Genomic DNA, 17,940 nt, shown 5'->3' on the forward strand with positions numbered 1-17,940 from the left:
GCGGGTTACTTCAACTAATCATATCTTCTCGTAGCCTCCCGATAATCTTTAAGACTTATCTCTCCTTTATGGAAAAGCTCACGGGCATCCAATTCATTATACCGTGGCGTTTTTTTGTCGAGGCCGGATATGGTTATCGCCGCATCAGCGACCAGCAAAGCTATCTTAAACAAACCCCAGGCCAGTTTCAGCACGCCTTTTGCGATGTTCAATGCAGTACTCATCAGGAGTCATCTCCATGTTAAAAAAGTTCCTTAGACCTTCGATTATAGTAGTAATCCAATTGATTTTGCCAGTGATTTTCATTGCCTGCATCACGCCATTTTTATTAAGAAATACGGACTCCCTGAATCAGTTTCGCCAGCTCGTTCAGCACTTCAAGTGGCCTTTACTCCTGATTCATGTCCTTTTTTATGCAGCTCTCTATGGTGCATGGCCATTTTTAATCAACCTGCTGCGTCAAAAACACGCCTGTTCCCCTGATGAGGGGCAGCTGCGATGTGCGCTGAATGTGCGGCTTTATTTAATTGGCGCCTTTGTCATTTTCGAAGTGTTAAATTTATTAAGGTAAGACCATGGCTAACCGATACCCTGTTGAAAATTTATTAAGAGAGCCCACGGAGATTTACTCTGCGCTGACCATTGGAGCACTCGCTCTTTTAGCGTACTGCCTGCCTCATGTGCTGTTATTAACCCAAACCATGGGACTTTATGCGGCGGCAGGCTTAGGCGGGCTGGGTGGTTATCGTGCACTGCAGGCTTATCGCGTCATTCGCTATCAAAAACGGTTGATGGCAATGCCTTATTATGCCATGTCGACCACTCAGGTTCCCCTGTCAAAACGCTGGCTTTTTGTAGGGCGCGGCTTTCGCTGGCTTCCCCGTCATACCCAGCGCCTTCATCAAATCAAACAGGTTGAAAATGAGCGTTTTTTACAACGAAACGCAATGCACCGCGCCGTCAGTGCTTTTTGTCAAAACCATGAAGCCACACGACTGGCTTCATGGCTTGGAAGTCCTTCCTGGTTAAACCCCTTTCGTCCCCTGCCTGACGTTGGCGGTAAACCCTATCTGCATGGGCTTGGTGACTGCGATAAGCCTGTTTATATCCCACAATCCATTCGTGTGGGACATACCTTTGTCGTAGGCACGACCCGAGTCGGAAAAACACGCCTGGCCAGCATTTTAATCAATCAGGATATCCGAAATGGAGATGCGGTGATTGTGGTTGATCCGAAAGGGGATCTGGAACTGGTCAGGGATATGTATTCCGCCTGCAAAGCCGCTCATCGCCTGGACGATTTTCGTATTGTTCATTTAGGATTTCCAGAACTGTCTGCCTGCTACAACCCCTTAAAGAATTTTGACCAGGTGAGTGAGGTGGCCACACGCATCACGGATGCGATTGCCGCTGAAGGGGAGGGCAAACAGTTTGCCGCCTTCGCCTGGAAATACATCAATATTGTAGCGATTTGTCTTGAGGAAATGCGCCAGCCCATTACCTACAAAACCATCGCTTTTTATATCAGTCGTCTTGATCAATTACTCATGGCCTATGCTGACACCATTATGCCGTGTCGTGAGCCTGGGTATTTGAATGAGGTTGCATCAATCATTGCCGATAATGATGCGCGCGTCGATAAATACGGCAATCCTTATCCGCCAATGGACAGGGCAAAAGCGGTTGCACAATACTTTAAACAATACATCTCCCACACCATTGCCCAGGGCAATGTGGAGTCGTTGCACGATCAGGTGATTATTGATTTATACGATGCAGCACGCATGGATAAAACCTATTACGACAAAATTACTGCCAGTGTTGGACCGGTCTTATCCGAAATTAATAAAAGCAATGCCTCGGGTATTTTTTCGTTTCATCAGGCGAGGTCTGAAATTGAGTTGATGGCCTCTATTAAGCACAAAAAAGTCATCTATATCGGGCTTGACAGCTTAACCAACCCCAATATCGCCCAGGCGGTGGGTAAGGCTTTTTTGTCTGATTTAGTCTCTACTGCGGGGAAAATCTACAAAGAAAGCCATGCCAGTTACCGCTTGAATCTTCATTGTGACGAGCTGTCGGAAATCATCCAGGATTCCTTTGTAAAAATATTAAATAAGGCGGGTGGGGCTGGTTTCCAGGTCACCGCTTACGCCCAGACCAAGCAGGATTTAGAAGTGGCTTTAGGCTCTAAAGCCATGGCCGAGGTTACGGAAGGAAACTTAAATACACTGATTATTCTGCGCCCAAAAAATGATGAGACGGCGAATCTGCTCATTAAGCTGCTGCCCACTGTCGATGTGGTCTCGCATACCCAGGTCTCTATGGTGAGTGATACCCCACATGGTGAAGAAGGCGTTTTTTTCAATACGACCAATGAAGACCGCGTGCAAAAAAACGCCATTGGCATGCTGGAGGTCAGCGACATTACCTCGTTGCCTAAAGGCCAGGCGTTTGTTCTGGTGAATGGCGGGGAATTGTATAAGGTTCGAATTCCTCTACCTCTCAATGATGGCCTTGCACCTGATGATATTAAAGAGGTTTTATGCGACATCAACAAACTCGAACAGCCCTTAACGCCTGCTGAAAGTCCAGACCTTACGCTTTGTCATCCGCTGCCAGAGGTTGACAAACCGGTTCAAGCGCCGTCAGAACCACGTCAGGAAGAGCCTAAACACACGCAGGCATCTCCAGAGATAGTGCCTGATTTCATTAAGTGGCTTGAACACCGCATGCATTCCGGTAACAAACAATTTTCATTGGACGCTCAGGAACTGGTTCTGCGACAAACACAGGCGCAAGACGACCATATCGTTTTTTTACTGCCTGAAGTGTTTGCTAAATACCAAAGTCGCTCCGGCGTTGAGACAGCGGTTTTAGAGTCTGCATTAACCGAATCCTTTGGTGAGTCAACCCGTTATTTTATCACCAAAGCAGGGCTGCAACAGGAGGTAGTGCCTTGTCGCTTAAGCCAACCCATCCGTACGGACTATTCTACTGACATTAAACAAGGAAACCCATAATGACCACTACAATCAAACTGACGTTACGTAATCATGAGGTGAATCGTCTCTTTACCCGTGAGCTAAAAAACGGCGTGAATTTTTATGAAAAACTCATGGGCAAGGTTGCACGGTTAACCAAGTGCTGCCAGGAGCAGCGTGTTTATGCCGTCCTAAGCCTTCATCAAATGAATGAATCCATTCATGCCATCATCCAAAAATTTTATGATGACATTGATAAGTTTGAAGGAATACTGGAGAAGAAAAAACATTTGGCCGGGAAAACAATCACCTGCCAGCCCGTGCACTTTCCGGAAGTACGCTTTGACAGCGCACTGGCCGCAAGCCTGGTGGAGCTTTTTGAAGTCTACGATCGCCTCATCTCGCTTCTTAAAACCTTAAGAACAGCGGGATGCTTTAACAATGATGATGATTACTTCAACAATTTAAGGCGCTATTTTAAAGCGGTGAATCGTCTTTTAAGCGCCCTTTTATTAAGCGCTGTGAAAGAGCTGCCCTCGATGACATTCGAGGAGATGATTAATCAGGATGAGTCTTGTCCACACCCTGCCACACAGCATGGCGCGATGGATTACGCCCTCCTTGTTAAGGCACTGACCTCCAATGTCGCACCAAGGCTTGAAGAAAAACGACGGCAGCCGCTGCTGTCTTTTTTAAACAGGCGACTACAGGCGGATAGCAAGCCTGCGAGCAATCAACCGTCAGAGGAACGGGGTAGCGCATGAAATTGTTTATTTGCGAAAAGCCTTCTCAGGCGAAAGACATTGCGGCAGTTCTTGGGGCTAAGACCAGAACCCAATCCTGTTTTGAAGGATCAGGTATCGCTGTCACCTGGTGCATTGGCCATTTACTGGAACTCATGCCGCCCGACTACTATTGCGAACACTTAAAACCCTGGCGGATGGCGGTTTTACCGGTTGTGCCTAAACAGTGGGTTTTAAAGCCGCAGGAAAAAACAAAAAAACAACTCAAAGCCATTGAGCAGCTGTTAAAAAAAGCAACCTCGGTGGTGATTGCTACGGATGCTGACCGCGAAGGCGATGTCATTGGCCGTGAGGTATTGGATTACTTTCATTATAGAGGGCCTGTTGAGCGGTTATGGCTGTCGGCTCTCGACGAGTCGTCCATTCAAAAAGCCCTGAGCGCCATTCGTCCTGGCAGCTCTACCGAATCGCTCTATCAGGCAGGACTTGGCAGGGCGCGTGCCGATTGGTTGATTGGCATGAATTTAACCATGGCAGCAAGCTGCCTGTTCGGTGCTCCTGGTCAGGGTGTGTTGTCTGTGGGAAGGGTACAAACGCCAACCCTTAAGCTGGTTGTAGAGAGGGATTTGAGTATTGAGGACTTTAAGCCCTGCGATTATTTTGTGCTGAAAGTGCAGTGGCTCTCAATGACGAATGACTTATTCTGGACGACCTGGGAGATGCCTGAGGCGGTGACCGATCCCGAAGGGCGATGCATTAATCAATCATTGATTGATAGTGTCGCTCAGTGCATCAAAGGCCAGACGGGGGTTGTTAAAGAGTACAGGGAAGTACAAAAAAAAGAAGCGCCTCCTTTATGTCTGTCGTTATCCGCCCTGCAAAAACAGGCCTCAGTGAAATGGGGTTTCAGTGCCAGAGAAACCCTTGATGCCGCTCAGTCTTTATATGAAAAGCACAAAGCAACCACCTACCCCAGAACCGATTGCGGCTATCTTCCTGTCAGCCAGTTTGCAGAGGCAGCAACGGTGTTAAAAGCGCTTGTGAAGGTCGATAAGGACATCGACTCCTTAATCGCCCTGTGCTCCCCGCAACATCGGTCAAGAGTATGGAATGATAAAAAAATGACAGCCCACCACGGCATTATTCCAACAGCCAATGCGCAGGTAGCACTGCAGGCCATGACCATGCAGGAACGCCAACTCTACGAACTCATACGAGCCTGTTATCTGGCACAGTTTCTTGGTGATTATGAGTTTTTACATCGTGAGGCGGTGATTGCGGCTGAAGGGCATCTCTTTAAAGGTTCAAGCAGGACCCCCTTAGTTTCCGGCTGGAAAAAAGCGATTAGCGAGAGTGAGAATAATGACGCATCAGACGAGCCTCCCAATCAAGACCATGGCCCCATTCCCCAATTAAGCGAAGGGCATGCTGTAACAGTAACAACGACGCAAAAAGACAGTAGAAAAACCAAACCGGCTCCCCGTTTCACAGAAGGAACGCTGATAAGCGCCATGAAATCGATTGCCAGCCATGTGGAAAACCCACAGCTTAAAAAGATTTTGAAAGAAACAGCAGGCATCGGCACCGAAGCCACACGAGCCAATATTTTAGAAACGTTAATTAACAGAGAATACATCAAACGTCAGGGCAGGCAACTTATCTCGACACAAAAAGGGCGCTCTCTTATCGAGAAATTACCGGCCAGCATTACCAATCCGGCTACCACGGCACTCTGGGAGCAGGTACTGGATGACATTGCCCAGGGCACCAGGGCGATTGATGATTTTCTCGATGACCAGTCCGACCTGCTTGCAGGCATACTCGAACAATTGGCGGCACAGGGGAAAAAGCCCATACAGCCTGGTAATGAACAACCCATTGATCTAAGGAATTAAACCGAATGAAACGAACATTGCTTTGTTTACTGGCCAGCTGCCTGGCAGGTACCACGTTTTCAGCAGCCCATCCATTGTATGCGGAGGCAGGTTTTGGCATGGCCTCCTGGTCTGCTGGCGCGGCCAAAGAAAGCCAGTCCCCAACCGGCCGCCTCTCGATTGGGCTTGCCGTCTCAGACAGCCCCCTGGCCGTGGGAATTGAAGCAGGCATTCAAAGTGGTGCCACCCTGCGTCTTGCCATCCCTAAAGAAAGTATTGAGGCGCTGGGTGGTGTGCTCATTGAGGGGCAGCTCCGTCCTTTGCTGGATGCGCTGGTCAGTCTCAAAGCCCCCTTAGGCGATACCCCCTTTTTTGCCATGGTCAAAGGAGGTGTGGCCTATCGGCAGATGAACACAGACCATGATTCGGTGAATAACCTCAATGCCGTTTCACTCGAAGGGCAGGCCGGATTGGGATATCGCTTCACCCAACAGGTGAGCGCCTCACTGGCCTATCAGCAGATTGCCGGCAAAAAGACAACGGTAAGGGTTAATGAGCTGACTGAAACAGGTCGGTTAGAAAACATCCCCGCCCAGCAGGCTCTGCTGCTCTCATTCTCGCTGAGGTTTTCTTAAGAGACATTACCATTTTAATAAGGAGTCTAATCAAATGACAGAAGTATTCAGCAACTTTAGTTGTCCACACTGTGAAGGGACCATGTTAAAAAAGCAACGCAATCAGGCTGTTTGGTGGGTTTGTTCTGAATATCCGCGTTGCCCTATGACCGCTTTTGAGTATCGCGGAAAGCCTAAGTTTTGTCACGAGCCTCCTAACGTAGAACCCCCCACAGAAATGCCACTTTATCTCGAGGCTGAGTGTCTTTCAGGGTAACAGACCGCAACAGCCTATTCGCTCTGCCGTTTGATGGCAGTGGACTGATGACTTTTGTGCCATGCCTCTGGGTGAAATAACCTCGTTGCATGGCGCGCAGGCTCATCAATGGTGCTAAATTAATGGATTTTTAATCACTGCATCGTGAACAGCACCTCGGCTGCCGTGGTTCCGAGCTGCTTCATTTCTCTGCTCGCTTTTTCTTCTCATAAATTTCTTTTCGATTAACGTCGATATGTTTTGGAGCGGTAATGCCTAAAACAACACAATCAAATTTATCCTTATCTAACGCCCTCAGGGTAATGAGGTCTTCTTTTACCTTAATTTTCAATATGACCCCAAAGTTAATTGTTAGAACATCCATATCACGCTCCCATGAACACCGTACCTTATTTTACTGCATATTCTTATCGATCGTGAACAATCATTATTAAATGATCGTCGCCCTTGGGGAGCAATAGAACAGCCAAGTCACTTAAGCCAACTCTATTGAATTCTGTAAGCGATAAATTGTGGCCTTATGGACGTTAAACGTTTTAGCAATTTCACTAACTGATTTATCTTCCTCAAGTAGACGCCTGGCTAACAGTTTTTGTTCTTCCGCTTCATTTTTTTAGGTCGTCCAAATTGAACCCCTCGTTGTTTTGCAACTATCACCTTTGTATCAAACATCAACTTTTATTGTACTGAAAAATCATTGGATTCTTTGTCGGATAAGTGGCGATCAGTAATGATCGCTACTTATCCGACATAAGATGACACCTTTTGTTAAACGTCAATTATGATTTCCGCAGCAAACGGCTATAATTTAACCCAATTGTCTTAAATCAAAAAATCCCAGCAAATTACTAAATATTGTATATAATTAAGATATACATTAATATATGACTCTTATATACGAGGGGAATAAAATGACTAATGTATTGATTCGCATGAAAGACGAGACTCTTAACCAGACTGATAGGTTACAGAAGAAGTTTGGAGCACCGAGTCGTTCAGATGTAATACGTAGAGCTATCGGATTGAGTGATGCTCTAACTGGCGCGATTCAGAAGGGCGATAAACTTATTATCGAAGGGCATGGACAGAGACGAGAAATTATTATACCTGGACTTACTAATGAAGAATAAAGAAGAAATATTAGCAGAAGCCGATGATAATATAGATATACAAGATAGTGGTGAGTTATCAGAAGAGCCTTTTATTAGGTCTGGTGAAGTTACTCCAATTCACATCCTTTCCTTTGCAAAGGAGATCCTCTTAGGATTGGGTGTTATATTCATGGTGGCGTGTATTTTAGAGTTTATCTCTCCCAACAATGCTGTCTTCGAAGCATGTAAGGTTACACTGCCATCATTAGCAACTCTTGTAATCGGATATTATTTTGGAACAACAAAAGGGGGGTAAATGGAGAATCAAAACAGTAAGACGAGTAACTTATGAATATTATTCATGATGGAGCTTTTTACTAGATAGTAACGCTCAAAAATATTGGGATTCCAAAGTTTTTAAATTCTCATGGCAGCTTCGTGGAAGCAAAAAACTGCGTTGAACAACAGGCAGTTAGGAACATCCTGGAAGAATATATATACTCCTCTAGAATTTTATACTCAATTTCTTATCCTCACTTTTATCATAATTTCTACCTCAGCCCTTTATTGTTCAGATGACTCGCATTTCTGCTTATCATTCTTGCAAGCTACTTTGTTTGAGCTAGATAACGTCTCTGATCCACCCCAAACAAGAATAGTAGAGAAAGGGGGGATTAATGGGCATGTGAATTTCGGAGAATCCGAACTTTAAAAAGGATTAATTGTTGTTGCTCGCACTTATAACTCACCATTCTCGCATTTATCGGTATTTTCTTGCTCAAACCTTTTAAGTGTCTTGCAGGATGATTTTGTGGCCAGGTCAGGCCAGAAAATTATCCGCAACAAGACCAATATCCCCTTTAAGGGGAGGCAAAGCCTGGGGTAATTAGTCTGTTATTCCGGAAGAAATAACAGACTACTCTTGCAGCATCGCTTTCATTTGCTGCAACGTTTTAGCCTCGGGAACGAGGCGCTTTTCCCGGGCCATTCGCTGCGTCACTGGCTTTTTACTGCCAGTGACGCAGCGAATGGCTGCATCAAACAACAGACTTTACAAGGGATATCCTTGTAAAGTCTGTCACAATTTAAAAACGATTACTAAAATGTACATAAAGTGCACTCAAATAAATGCAAAAAAACCATCAAAAATCACTCCTTTTCATTGTGAGGCATGCATGCCTTTGCTACACTCATTTCCACACAACTGATGATTCCGTGCAATCCGGATGAAACCAGGAACACCTGGTCTTGTGAATTGCTGCCCTAATTCCCAAATCACCGCAGCTGAACGTTTAGTCGGGAACCATAACTAACCTGTTTACTCAGGACCAAAAAATTAACCGCAGATTTTTTACGGTTAGTCACTAACAACAGGACTCCTGTTGACCTTTCATAATCAACACCTTGCCTTGCAAGTCGTTGAACCCATTGAACTATCGATGATGACTTTTTTATCTATTGATTTTTCGAATAAAACTTTGACTGTTAAGCGTTGACCTTTGAACCAGTGAGACTTTGGTGTTGTAAATCAATACCTTGGTTTTTTGATGGTTTTACCTGTGAAATGCTGCCTTTAATGACTGCATTTTTTTTATTTTAACACCTTAAACTGGAGAACTTGTGAACAATTCCGTCCGTGATATCAGCCACCAGGAAACGCTATCTGTTATTGATGAGCTTAAAGACAAAAAAGACTATTTATTAACTCAGGAGAATTTTGAACGATTAATGCAAGTACAAAAATCCGTAGAACAAGCAACTGAAATGCGACCGACCTTTAAAAAACTGATCAATAGCTTAGTGACTGAAGACGCTTTGACTGATTTAACAGAGCGGTTGATTAAACAAATGGCGTAATCGAAACATTGACCTTTAAACCAGAAACCCAATAAGGAGAATAAGACTTTAGAACAAACTGCGGTATCGATTAAAGAAGTAACTACGGGTTTACCCCCGAATCGAGCCTTGTGGCCCTTGCCAAGCATCATGTATATGAGCTGCTCGAATAACACTAAACACAATCCTGGGTAAACGTAGTGACATTATCAGGAACTTAAGCCAATGAGCAGAAAACAAAAACTAACCAAAACCATGGTTCAATATCTGAAACAGGACAATCAGGGATCATTAAACACAAGGCAGGTTCGCCTTTTTGCGATGAATCGAATCATTAACGATTTATTTGTAGCGCGGACAGCGCCCATAACCTGGTATGCACTCACAACAGAGCATATTAAAAAGTTAGTAAATTACTGGCACGATAAAGGATTAAAAGCGGCAACCATTATGAATTATCTGGTTTGTCTGCGCTATTTTTTAAATAAAATTAACCACACGATAGAGGGTATAGATAATCAATCCTTGCGTCTTGTAAAATTACGAAACAATAAAAGACCAGAAATTCATAGCGACACTGTTTTAAGCGCAATCAACGAGCCCATTGCTTATCTGTTATTCGCGTTACAAGCCAAATTTGGTCTCACACTCCTTGAATCCATGTTTCTTGTACCAGCCATCCACATTCATGAAAACGAACTCTGGATTACCAGAGAAATCAGTACCAATCGTAAAGATCGCCTAATCCCCATTATCAGCGAAGAGCAACAAACAATCATTAGCAGATTAGTCACCCTGACAGATTACAAAAAGAGCCTGCATCAACAGTTTGGTGAACATCATTTACGCCTTGCGTATAAATTTGCATTAAGTACCTTAAAACTACCGACTCAGGTGAACTATCGATATTTATACGCTAAATCACGTTTTGATAATTTATGTATAAACCACAGCAGACAAGAAGCAAAAAAAATAGTGATTAAGGAAACAAATATTAATAAAACCAGTCCTCTTTGGAGCACAATCCATGAGTAAAACAAAATTAAGAAGTGCTACGTATTCCATTCATAATCTGGTGAAACAGATGAAGATCTCCTCCTTCAATACTCGCGCCGATACGCGTGTCATGCTGGTTCGTTGCATTAAGGACCTACATAGTATCGGCTTTAAAGTAGGGCATATCAAAGGAATTAAAGAGCGGCATGTCCATGCCTTAATAGCGCATTGGAAAAGCCAGGGGAAAAATCCAGCCACCATTAAAAATTACATGGCCAAACTGCGTAAAATGGCAATACAACTCGGCACTCCAGAACTGATTAAATCAGAAAACAGGGCTTATCAAATTGAAAGTCGCACTCACATCCCCTCAGTCAATAAAGCCATTACTGATATTGATTTTTCACAGTGCAAAGACGCTCACATACGCTTATCGCTTGAAGGGCAGGCATTATTTGGATTTAGACGTGAAGAATCCCTTAAATTTACCTTAAGTGAGGCTTATGAAAGAAACCATCTTAATATCAAACCCAGCTGGACCAAGGGTGGGATAGGCCGGATTATTAAAATAAGAACTGATGAGCAGCGCCAATGGCTTCATCGAGTCAGCCAGCTGGTTCGTCCTGGACAATCGTTGATACCACCAGAGAAGTCCTATAAAGAACAGGTTGGCCACTATAAAACGATTACAGAACAGTTAGGTCTCTCGAATTTACATGGCCTTCGTCATGCCTATGCACAGCGTCGTTATCACGAACTGACCTGCTGGTTTGATGACAACAAAAAAGGGCTTTTGCCACCAATTGCCGGAGGAAAACCGTTTAAAGAATTGTCACCCAAAGAACGGGACTGGGACATGCGTGCCAGACAGATTATATCGAGAGAATTAGGCCACTCCCGCCTGTCCATAACTAAAATTTACATAGGGTGATCTGGCTGTTTTTGCTTGAATTTTATGGTTTATTGCCGCAATTCTTAGTATAATAATCTTCAAATAAAACGACTGATGAATCCGTGAAACTCGGAAGAAACCAACAAACGCTGGTCTCGTTAAATTGCTACCCTAATTCCCCAGTCATCGTAGCTGAGCGTTTAGTCGGGAATCTGCTATACCTTAATTCAATAGACAACTATTGAACCATTTAAAAATAGAGGCTTATCCCTTTATTTTCATTTCATTAAAGCAATTAATCTTGTTTTGAACCCGTTTGAATTCATTGTCTGATACCTGTCAGGCAAACCCATTTTGAGAATGCATTCTTTAACAATCTGGGTTATTCAACCATGTTTAAAAAAAGGTGAATAACATAAGCTTACGCTGGGGAAAAACTCAGCGTTTGCTGATTATTTCTCCGGTTTTTTACAGGAGAAAGGGTCGTGCGTATTCAGACAGATACCTTAAAATTAATTCACTTCAATCACTAAGCCTGTTTTAAGGTTTATAACCCATAGGGGAAATCACACTTCCTCCATGGGGCAAGGGTAATTTCCCCTTATTTAAGGAGAAAACCCATGCAACATCCGTCTTTTGCCGAATATACCAGTCAATGCACTCGAACTGATTTAGCCTTTTTTGATTTATTGCGCTCTATTGCCGAACTGTATGCCAATCAGCATGCGTTATCGGAAGAAGAGCTGGCACAACTTCAAATTGGCACTCGAACATTGAATGGAATCATCGCAAGGAATACTGCAACGAACCGTTCCATGCAGTTGGCCTAAGTAACCGAATTAAACCGGTTGCTGTTTTACCCATTTTAATCCGCACAATCGGATAGCTACTGCCTTGTGCGGGAGTTCTCCGATTGTGCGTTTTATTAATACCACTTAAAGGAGAACAAAAATGGCAGTATTAAACAAAGTCCAATTGATAGGCCATGTCGGGCATTCACCTAAAACGACTCAAACAAGGGAAAATCATCCTGTTGCCTCCGTGTCACTGGCCACGAATGAATCCTATCGCAGGAATGATGAGTGGGAGACGGTGACCGAATGGCATAGCCTGGTGTTTTTTGGGAAATTAGCGAATTTTGCTGTGGAGCGCCTGCAAAAAGGCAGCCAGATTTATATTGAAGGCAAACTGCGTTCAAATAGCTGGACTGATGCTGAGGGTGTGAAGCGGCAATCATTCAATATTGTGGTGCAATCCATTCAGTTGCTTGATAGCGCCAGACTAAAAGAACTACCAGAACAGACTGACAAACCAACAGCAGAGGAGTATTTAACGCAAATGCACTCGCTTCTGGAATGTGATGACGTTCCCTTTTAATCTGTTTTATTAATCCCGAAGGGCGTTTCTCCTTCGGGAACAACGCCTTATTAACGTAAGGAAACTACTTAAAATGAATCTATTTGAACTGACAGCAGTCTCTAATTTCTTGAGCTGCTTCCCCGATGATATGACCTACCCAGTCCTTATCAGTCGGTTAACGAATGGAGAAATAGAGGCTGATGATGCAATCGTCTTTTGGCAGCCTTTTGAAGGCTACTGCAGTGGATTTATCGCCGAATGCATAGAAACCCTGCGTCAGCAGTTAGTGGAGCGGTTTATAGTAAATCCCCAGGCTGTTCAAAGCATGTGCATTGAAGGGCGTGTTCTCTGTACGAGGTGTCTCTGTTATCCAAGGAGAGAGAAGAGTGACTCTTATTGAAAAGATAATTGAGGCCATCCTCAGTGACGATGCTTCAACAGCCAAACAGTCAGAAATCTTAATTAGAATCTATGAGAACAGTTCTAATCAGGCCCTTATCGATGACTGTTTCATCTGTCTTTGTGGCTATGGCTTAAAGACACTGATGAGTCAATAATTTGTTTATAACCCGTGCGGGACAGCAGTCCCGCATGGGACTGTTGCTCGCTCTTTCAGGAGCAGAAAATGTCAGATAATGTGTTCAATGTTCAACGCGTTGCCCACAACTTAGAAGTACTCGCAGAACTTAAATCAGCAAGCCCCAACCCAGATGTCTTAAAGCGATATACCGGCTGGGGAGGTCTTCGTAATGCGGTTTACACCTCGAATGTCTATCGGGTGCTAAAGCAGCATTGCTCAGAGAGTGAAATTGCCAGCATTAAAAAAACCATCAGCAATGCTTACTACACCCCTTCTGCTTTGATTGAGTGTGTCTTTGATGGATTGCTACGCCTTAGCAGGCCCTTCCAGACCATCCTTGAGCCGAGCGTGGGTCATGGCCTTTTTTTTGAGCACATGCCGGATGAGTGGAGAAGAGGGGCGCTTTATGCAGTCGAAATGGATGAAGTCAGCTGTCAGTTGTTTCAACAGCTCTACCCCGATGTATCCCTGCATCAGGGCGGATTTGAAACCTGTCAGCCCCCGATTGCCTTTGATTTAATCCTTGGCAACCCCCCTTATGGACAAGCGGTTGTGGCAGATGCCAGCCATCCTGATATCTCAAGGTTGCGAATCCACCACTTTTTCGTAGCCAAATGCATGCGGCTACTGGCACCGGGAGGAATTCTTGCCATGGTCTTGCCACGCTATTTTCTGGATAACCGGCAAGACCATGCCCGAGGGATTATTCATCAGGAAGGAGGCTCTTTACTTGCGGCCTATCGTTTGCCTGATAATCTCTTTGCCGATGCAAAAGTCACCGTGGATTTGGTTTTTTTAGTCAAGGAGAAAGGGGAAGAGGATTGGCTTTATGTTGACAAAATAAAGATTGATAACAGGGTAAGTCACATCAACCGCTATTTTTCAATCAATCCTTCCCATATTATCGGGGAGCTTGCGATGGTGGAAGCCTATGGACGATATGAGCTGGCCTGCCGACAACCATCCAAGGGAGACCCCTTTGCCCTGTTAAAACAACTGTTGACTTATTTCCCTCCGAAAAAACTGCCGACCCTTGACGAATGCAAAATCAAACTGAACAAACGATTGGAGTTAGTGGACAAGGACATTCAGTCTTTATCGCTCATGAAAAATCGGCTGCTTCAGGCGCAACGTGATTTACAGCGCATGGAACGACAGTTCTTACAGCGATGTGTTGATACCGTTAACGTTCAATCATTGTCCTGACTGCTCCTGGCAAGACTTCCGTAAGGAGGCTTGCCTTTTTTTAAGTCCACGGCAGGGAAACGTTTCTCCTGCATGGGCTACTCGACCTTTTTAAATGAACAATCTGAAAACCCCGATTTTTTAATTAACACCAATGTAAGGAATTAAGGATGAATAAAACACCCATGACGGCACTAATCATGGCGCTGATGCTGGGATTGGCGACAGCCCACAGTAACCAGGCATCCACCGAGTATGTACAGAAAGCCATTGAGGGCTTACGCGCTGATTTTTCTTCACGCCTAACAAGCCTTGCCGCAGCAAACAATCAACTTGCCAATGAGGTTCGCCTTCTGAAACAGGCGCAGCAGGCAGCCGATACGGCTCGCAAGGCAGACATAGCAAGCCTGATGCCAAGGCGTTTTTCGCTCGGTGAGCTTTATCAGGGCGGTGTCGTGTTTTATGTCGATGAGTCTGGCCAGCATGGTCTGGTGGTTTCGCGAACCGATTTAGGGGAGCAGTCCTTTGAATGGCGCAACGGCGAAAGTGGTGAACGTATCACCAATGCCAAAGGGGTAAGCCTTTACAGCGGGGAAACCAATACCAGCCTGATTATCGCCGCCCAGACCATCGATAACCAGGAAGGGCAGTTTGCTGCCTTGACCGCTGCTCGGTATCAGGTTCTTGCCGATGGGATAACCCCCTGCGAGGCGCTCAGCCAGGCCCCCTGTTATGGCCACTGGCACCTGCCTTCCCTGCATGAACTCCTGACGCTCTATAGTGCCTTCCAGTCAGCAGGCATTGGGGAATTGACGCAGGCCCCTTACTGGTCCTCTACGGAAAATGCTACCACCGACGCCTGGCTTGTGGATTTTTCCAGTGGCCAGCCCCTGGTGGCTGAAAAATCAATCGCAGCACGCCTTCGTGCCGTACACGCCTTTTAAGGAGAGAGAATGAAACTGAACCACATCATCGGATGCCTGCTGCTGATTAACTCAGCGGGAGTCCTTGCCAACGACAGTGACATTTACAGGCGCCTGGATTCGCTCTTTATCCGCGCGAGCAGCAGTGAAAATAAAATCACGGCGCTTGAGAGCAATCTCGCCACCCTTAAAGCGCAGGTTGCCCAGATTCCACCACCGACCCGTTTAGAGGCGGGCGAGGGCGTAAGCCTTGAAGGCAACCGCATTACCGTGCATTTTCCAAGACATCAGGTCGGCGAGCACTACCATGGCGGCCTTGTTTTTCAAGTCGATGAATCAGGCCAGCATGGTTTAATTGCCGCCTTAAAGGATGCCTCTGACGAAGGGCTTGCCTGGCGTAATGGTGTCGCGGGGAATAAAACCACCAATGCGCGGGCAGATGGTATTGATGCCGGAGAAACCAACACCCGCTTAATTGTCGCCGCGCAAACCATTGATAATCAGAAAGGGCAGTTTGCCGCTTTGGCTGCCATGACGTTTAAGGTGGCCTCGGATGGGTTAACTCCCTGTGCGGATGATGGCACCCCTTGCTATGGGAGCTGGTATCTGCCCTCAGCCCATGAACTGAAGCTCATGCATCAAGCCCTTTATCAGTCGGGACTCGCTTCCTTTGAGGCGGGCAGCTACTGGAGCTCCACTGAAAGCTCGGTAACAACCGCTTTTCTCCTTGATTTTTCAACAGGAAAACTGGTGAAAAGCCTGAAATCAACCCCAAGCGGCCGGGTTCGCCCCATCAGCCGTTTTTAACCAGGAGTTCATCCTGTTTAAACCAACGCCGATTAATGAGCAGGCCGAACTCGGCTTTTCCTACCAGTTTTAATCATTTTTTTAACCAACGAGGATTTAACCGATGAAACAATTAACCCCCTTCCAACAGGCTCGCCTTCAAGAAATCATTCTGCACCATGTGCAGGGTGAGGCGCTTGAGGTAAGTACTTTTCGCTTAAAGGCTGAAGCAAAGGCGCTTGCAGCTAGCGCCATCGCCCTTTATGAAGGCATACCCCTTGAGCCGGACGATGCCTTTTTAAACGCTATCTTTTTGAGCTTAAATCTAAGTGCGAGTGCGAAAGCCCATTTATTACAGCGCTGCGATAACTTGCATGACCTGTTATTGACGCTTCATCGTGAAGGGCAGGCTTTCTTAAAACCACTACTGACACTTATCCGCCACACCAAAGCCCCGCAAAGTAACCTTACCAGTGCACTGGCAGTCGCAGGTCTTGCCGGTGTTGGCGCCATCAGCTACCAGCAGGGATTTTTAAACACGCTCCCTGCGCTACTTAAAACGGCCGCGGCAAAAAGTTCAGCCTTCTTTCGCAATACCGCAGCACTGGTTAAAAACCTGCCCCTGCTGGGGATGGGGATGGCCAGTGCGCAATGGGCTTACCGGGTACGAAAAACGCTGCTATCAGACAGCAAAAGTACCTTGAGCAAGCTCACCTCCCTGTTGATGACAACCCTTTCTTCAAGCCTGCTGCTCGCAGGATTAAGCCTGCTCTACTTAGCCCCTGGCCAAATCAATCCGCTGATTGCCGGCCTGCTGGCTGCCAGCAGCGGGGTAAGGGCTTTGAAAGCACTGGTTAACTGGCTCTGGGTGAAATCAACGCCTGCCAAATCCTCCTTATCACTGGATAACTGGCAGACTCGCGCCCAAACGATTCGGGAAGCACATCAGAGTCGGCAGGCAGGCTTAACCTTCCTGGTTAAACTAGGCTCCACGTTGTTAACCACAGCCCTTCTCGCCACAGCCTTTCTCTTTCCTCCGACAGCGATTCTCTCAGTGGCCTGCTTAAGCTTAATGGCCTTCACTGGTCTTTTAGAGCAAGGCGTGCTGACAGCGATTAAAAAGAACGGCGCTGATACGCTCCAGGTGCAGTTACGCGCCATTGACTTAGCCCCCGATGCCAGCCTTTGCCCCTCCACCCATCCCACGGCATTAAACTTAAACCGCCTTAAAGAAGAGCTCACCCAGCAGGGGGCAAGACTTAGCGCCATGGAAGCCTCTTTACGCCAGCGTGAAGAAGCCATTGACGAAACCCTGCTCGCCCTTGAAAAAGGACGCAGCAGTCCCGCGCAGGCTTTAATACAGTTAGGGGGTCGAAAAGACAAAGCACCCCTTCAGGCTGCCAATGAGGAGATAGATAACGACGAACAACAGCCCCAAATCATTCCGATACCACGGGTAGAGCACAGAGTAGACGAACACCCTCTGCAAGAAGAGGAAGGACGCCGGTTTGGGCAGCAGCAATAAAAAAATCAATCATTCAGAAGCGCCCCGTTTGGAAACGGGGCGACGCGGATTTGCGGCCAAAGGAATCAACGTATTTCAATGTTTATTACTAATCGTGGGCAGTCAAAAATTTAAGTGCACAGCTTATTTTCTTGAACAAAATGCTTGGCGAGAGCTTTTAGGGGTTTAGGTAAGCAAATTACCATTTTATGCTGTGGCGTATTATGCGAATAATTACAATGAAAAACAAATAAGGATGAGTGAAACTACTGATTGGATTATTTTAGTGTATTCGT

At 45.8% G+C, this 17,940-nt stretch carries 21 protein-coding genes; 18 read left to right on the forward strand and 3 right to left on the reverse strand.

Annotation, left to right across the window (positions count from 1 at the left end; translation table 11 throughout):
* Positions 1–14 precede the first annotated feature (14 nt).
* Complete coding sequence (locus Lfee_RS12745; RefSeq protein ID WP_058447389.1) at positions 15–224, reverse strand: hypothetical protein; 210 nt, start codon at positions 222–224, stop codon at positions 15–17.
* Between the two features lie 14 nt (positions 225–238).
* On the opposite strand from Lfee_RS12745, the gene Lfee_RS12750 reads away from it, so the two are divergent.
* Genes Lfee_RS12750 through Lfee_RS12770 form a run of 5 tightly spaced genes read left to right on the forward strand, consistent with a single transcriptional unit; the run spans position 239 to position 6,236 of the window.
* Positions 239–571 carry a hypothetical protein gene (locus tag Lfee_RS12750; RefSeq protein ID WP_058447390.1) on the forward strand — a complete coding sequence of 111 codons (333 nt, stop codon included), beginning with the start codon at positions 239–241 and terminating at the stop codon, positions 569–571.
* 4 nt (positions 572–575) lie between these two features.
* On the forward strand, positions 576–3,023 hold the full coding sequence (gene traD, locus Lfee_RS12755) for a type IV conjugative transfer system coupling protein TraD (protein ID WP_058447391.1): 2,448 nt from the start codon (positions 576–578) through the stop codon (positions 3,021–3,023).
* On the forward strand, positions 3,023–3,748 hold the full coding sequence (locus Lfee_RS12760; RefSeq protein ID WP_058447392.1) for an AcaB family transcriptional regulator: 726 nt from the start codon (positions 3,023–3,025) through the stop codon (positions 3,746–3,748). The genes traD and Lfee_RS12760 overlap by 1 nt, the downstream gene beginning before the upstream one ends.
* A complete protein-coding gene (locus tag Lfee_RS12765) occupies positions 3,745–5,622 on the forward strand; it encodes a DNA topoisomerase III (protein WP_058447393.1) in 1,878 nt (625 codons plus the stop codon). The genes Lfee_RS12760 and Lfee_RS12765 overlap by 4 nt, the downstream gene beginning before the upstream one ends.
* A 5-nt stretch (positions 5,623–5,627) precedes the next feature.
* Complete coding sequence (locus Lfee_RS12770; RefSeq protein WP_058447394.1) at positions 5,628–6,236, forward strand: outer membrane beta-barrel protein; 609 nt, start codon at positions 5,628–5,630, stop codon at positions 6,234–6,236.
* A gap of 437 nt (positions 6,237–6,673) precedes the next feature.
* Here Lfee_RS12770 and Lfee_RS12780 read toward each other — a convergent pair whose 3' ends face one another.
* Together Lfee_RS12780 and Lfee_RS16810 are read right to left on the reverse strand one after the other, a co-directional pair.
* Complete coding sequence (locus Lfee_RS12780) at positions 6,674–6,856, reverse strand: carbon storage regulator (protein ID WP_058447396.1); 183 nt, start codon at positions 6,854–6,856, stop codon at positions 6,674–6,676.
* A 111-nt stretch (positions 6,857–6,967) separates the two neighbouring features.
* Positions 6,968–7,081 (reverse strand): helix-turn-helix domain-containing protein, encoded by a 114-nt coding sequence (locus Lfee_RS16810; protein WP_238584949.1) that lies wholly within the window; start codon positions 7,079–7,081, stop codon positions 6,968–6,970.
* Between the two features lie 322 nt (positions 7,082–7,403).
* Here Lfee_RS16810 and Lfee_RS12785 point away from each other — a divergent pair, with 322 nt between their 5' ends.
* The 13 genes from Lfee_RS12785 to Lfee_RS12840 all read left to right on the forward strand — a co-directional run bounded on the left by Lfee_RS12785 (position 7,404) and on the right by Lfee_RS12840 (position 17,665).
* Positions 7,404–7,622, forward strand: a complete 219-nt coding sequence (locus tag Lfee_RS12785) for a ribbon-helix-helix domain-containing protein (RefSeq protein WP_058447397.1) — start codon at positions 7,404–7,406, stop codon at positions 7,620–7,622.
* Positions 7,612–7,899 (forward strand): hypothetical protein, encoded by a 288-nt coding sequence (locus Lfee_RS12790; RefSeq protein WP_058447398.1) that lies wholly within the window; start codon positions 7,612–7,614, stop codon positions 7,897–7,899. Before Lfee_RS12785 ends, Lfee_RS12790 begins: the two co-directional genes overlap by 11 nt.
* A gap of 1,304 nt (positions 7,900–9,203) precedes the next feature.
* Entirely contained in the window at positions 9,204–9,440 is a 237-nt protein-coding gene (locus Lfee_RS12795; RefSeq protein WP_058447399.1) for a hypothetical protein, read from the forward strand.
* A gap of 204 nt (positions 9,441–9,644) precedes the next feature.
* Positions 9,645–10,454 (forward strand): hypothetical protein, encoded by an 810-nt coding sequence (locus Lfee_RS12800; protein ID WP_058447400.1) that lies wholly within the window; start codon positions 9,645–9,647, stop codon positions 10,452–10,454.
* A complete protein-coding gene (locus Lfee_RS12805; RefSeq protein ID WP_058447401.1) occupies positions 10,447–11,346 on the forward strand; it encodes a phage integrase N-terminal domain-containing protein in 900 nt (299 codons plus the stop codon). Before Lfee_RS12800 ends, Lfee_RS12805 begins: the two co-directional genes overlap by 8 nt.
* 581 nt (positions 11,347–11,927) lie before the next feature.
* Entirely contained in the window at positions 11,928–12,137 is a 210-nt protein-coding gene (locus Lfee_RS12810) for a hypothetical protein (protein ID WP_058447402.1), read from the forward strand.
* Between the two features lie 121 nt (positions 12,138–12,258).
* Positions 12,259–12,684 carry a single-stranded DNA-binding protein gene (locus Lfee_RS12815; protein WP_064088336.1) on the forward strand — a complete coding sequence of 142 codons (426 nt, stop codon included), beginning with the start codon at positions 12,259–12,261 and terminating at the stop codon, positions 12,682–12,684.
* A 73-nt stretch (positions 12,685–12,757) separates the two neighbouring features.
* Positions 12,758–13,066 carry a hypothetical protein gene (locus tag Lfee_RS12820; RefSeq protein WP_058447403.1) on the forward strand — a complete coding sequence of 103 codons (309 nt, stop codon included), beginning with the start codon at positions 12,758–12,760 and terminating at the stop codon, positions 13,064–13,066.
* Positions 13,053–13,223 (forward strand): hypothetical protein, encoded by a 171-nt coding sequence (locus tag Lfee_RS17075; RefSeq protein WP_156413394.1) that lies wholly within the window; start codon positions 13,053–13,055, stop codon positions 13,221–13,223. Before Lfee_RS12820 ends, Lfee_RS17075 begins: the two co-directional genes overlap by 14 nt.
* Before the next feature lie 68 nt (positions 13,224–13,291).
* Positions 13,292–14,452, forward strand: coding sequence for an Eco57I restriction-modification methylase domain-containing protein (locus tag Lfee_RS12825; protein ID WP_058447404.1), 1,161 nt, complete (start codon positions 13,292–13,294; stop codon positions 14,450–14,452).
* Positions 14,453–14,601: 149 nt separating this feature from the next.
* Positions 14,602–15,375, forward strand: coding sequence for an Lcl C-terminal domain-containing protein (locus tag Lfee_RS12830; RefSeq protein ID WP_058447405.1), 774 nt, complete (start codon positions 14,602–14,604; stop codon positions 15,373–15,375).
* Positions 15,376–15,384: 9 nt separating this feature from the next.
* Positions 15,385–16,161, forward strand: a complete 777-nt coding sequence (locus Lfee_RS12835; RefSeq protein WP_058447406.1) for an Lcl C-terminal domain-containing protein — start codon at positions 15,385–15,387, stop codon at positions 16,159–16,161.
* Positions 16,162–16,264: 103 nt separating this feature from the next.
* The gene (locus tag Lfee_RS12840; RefSeq protein WP_058447407.1) at positions 16,265–17,665 is read left to right on the forward strand and encodes a hypothetical protein; all 1,401 of its coding nucleotides are present in this window, start codon (positions 16,265–16,267) and stop codon (positions 17,663–17,665) included.
* The last annotated feature ends 275 nt before the right edge of the window (positions 17,666–17,940 follow it).

The organism is Legionella feeleii (assembly GCF_001467625.1).
In the GTDB taxonomy this organism is placed as follows: Bacteria; Pseudomonadota; Gammaproteobacteria; order Legionellales; family Legionellaceae; genus Tatlockia; species Tatlockia feeleii.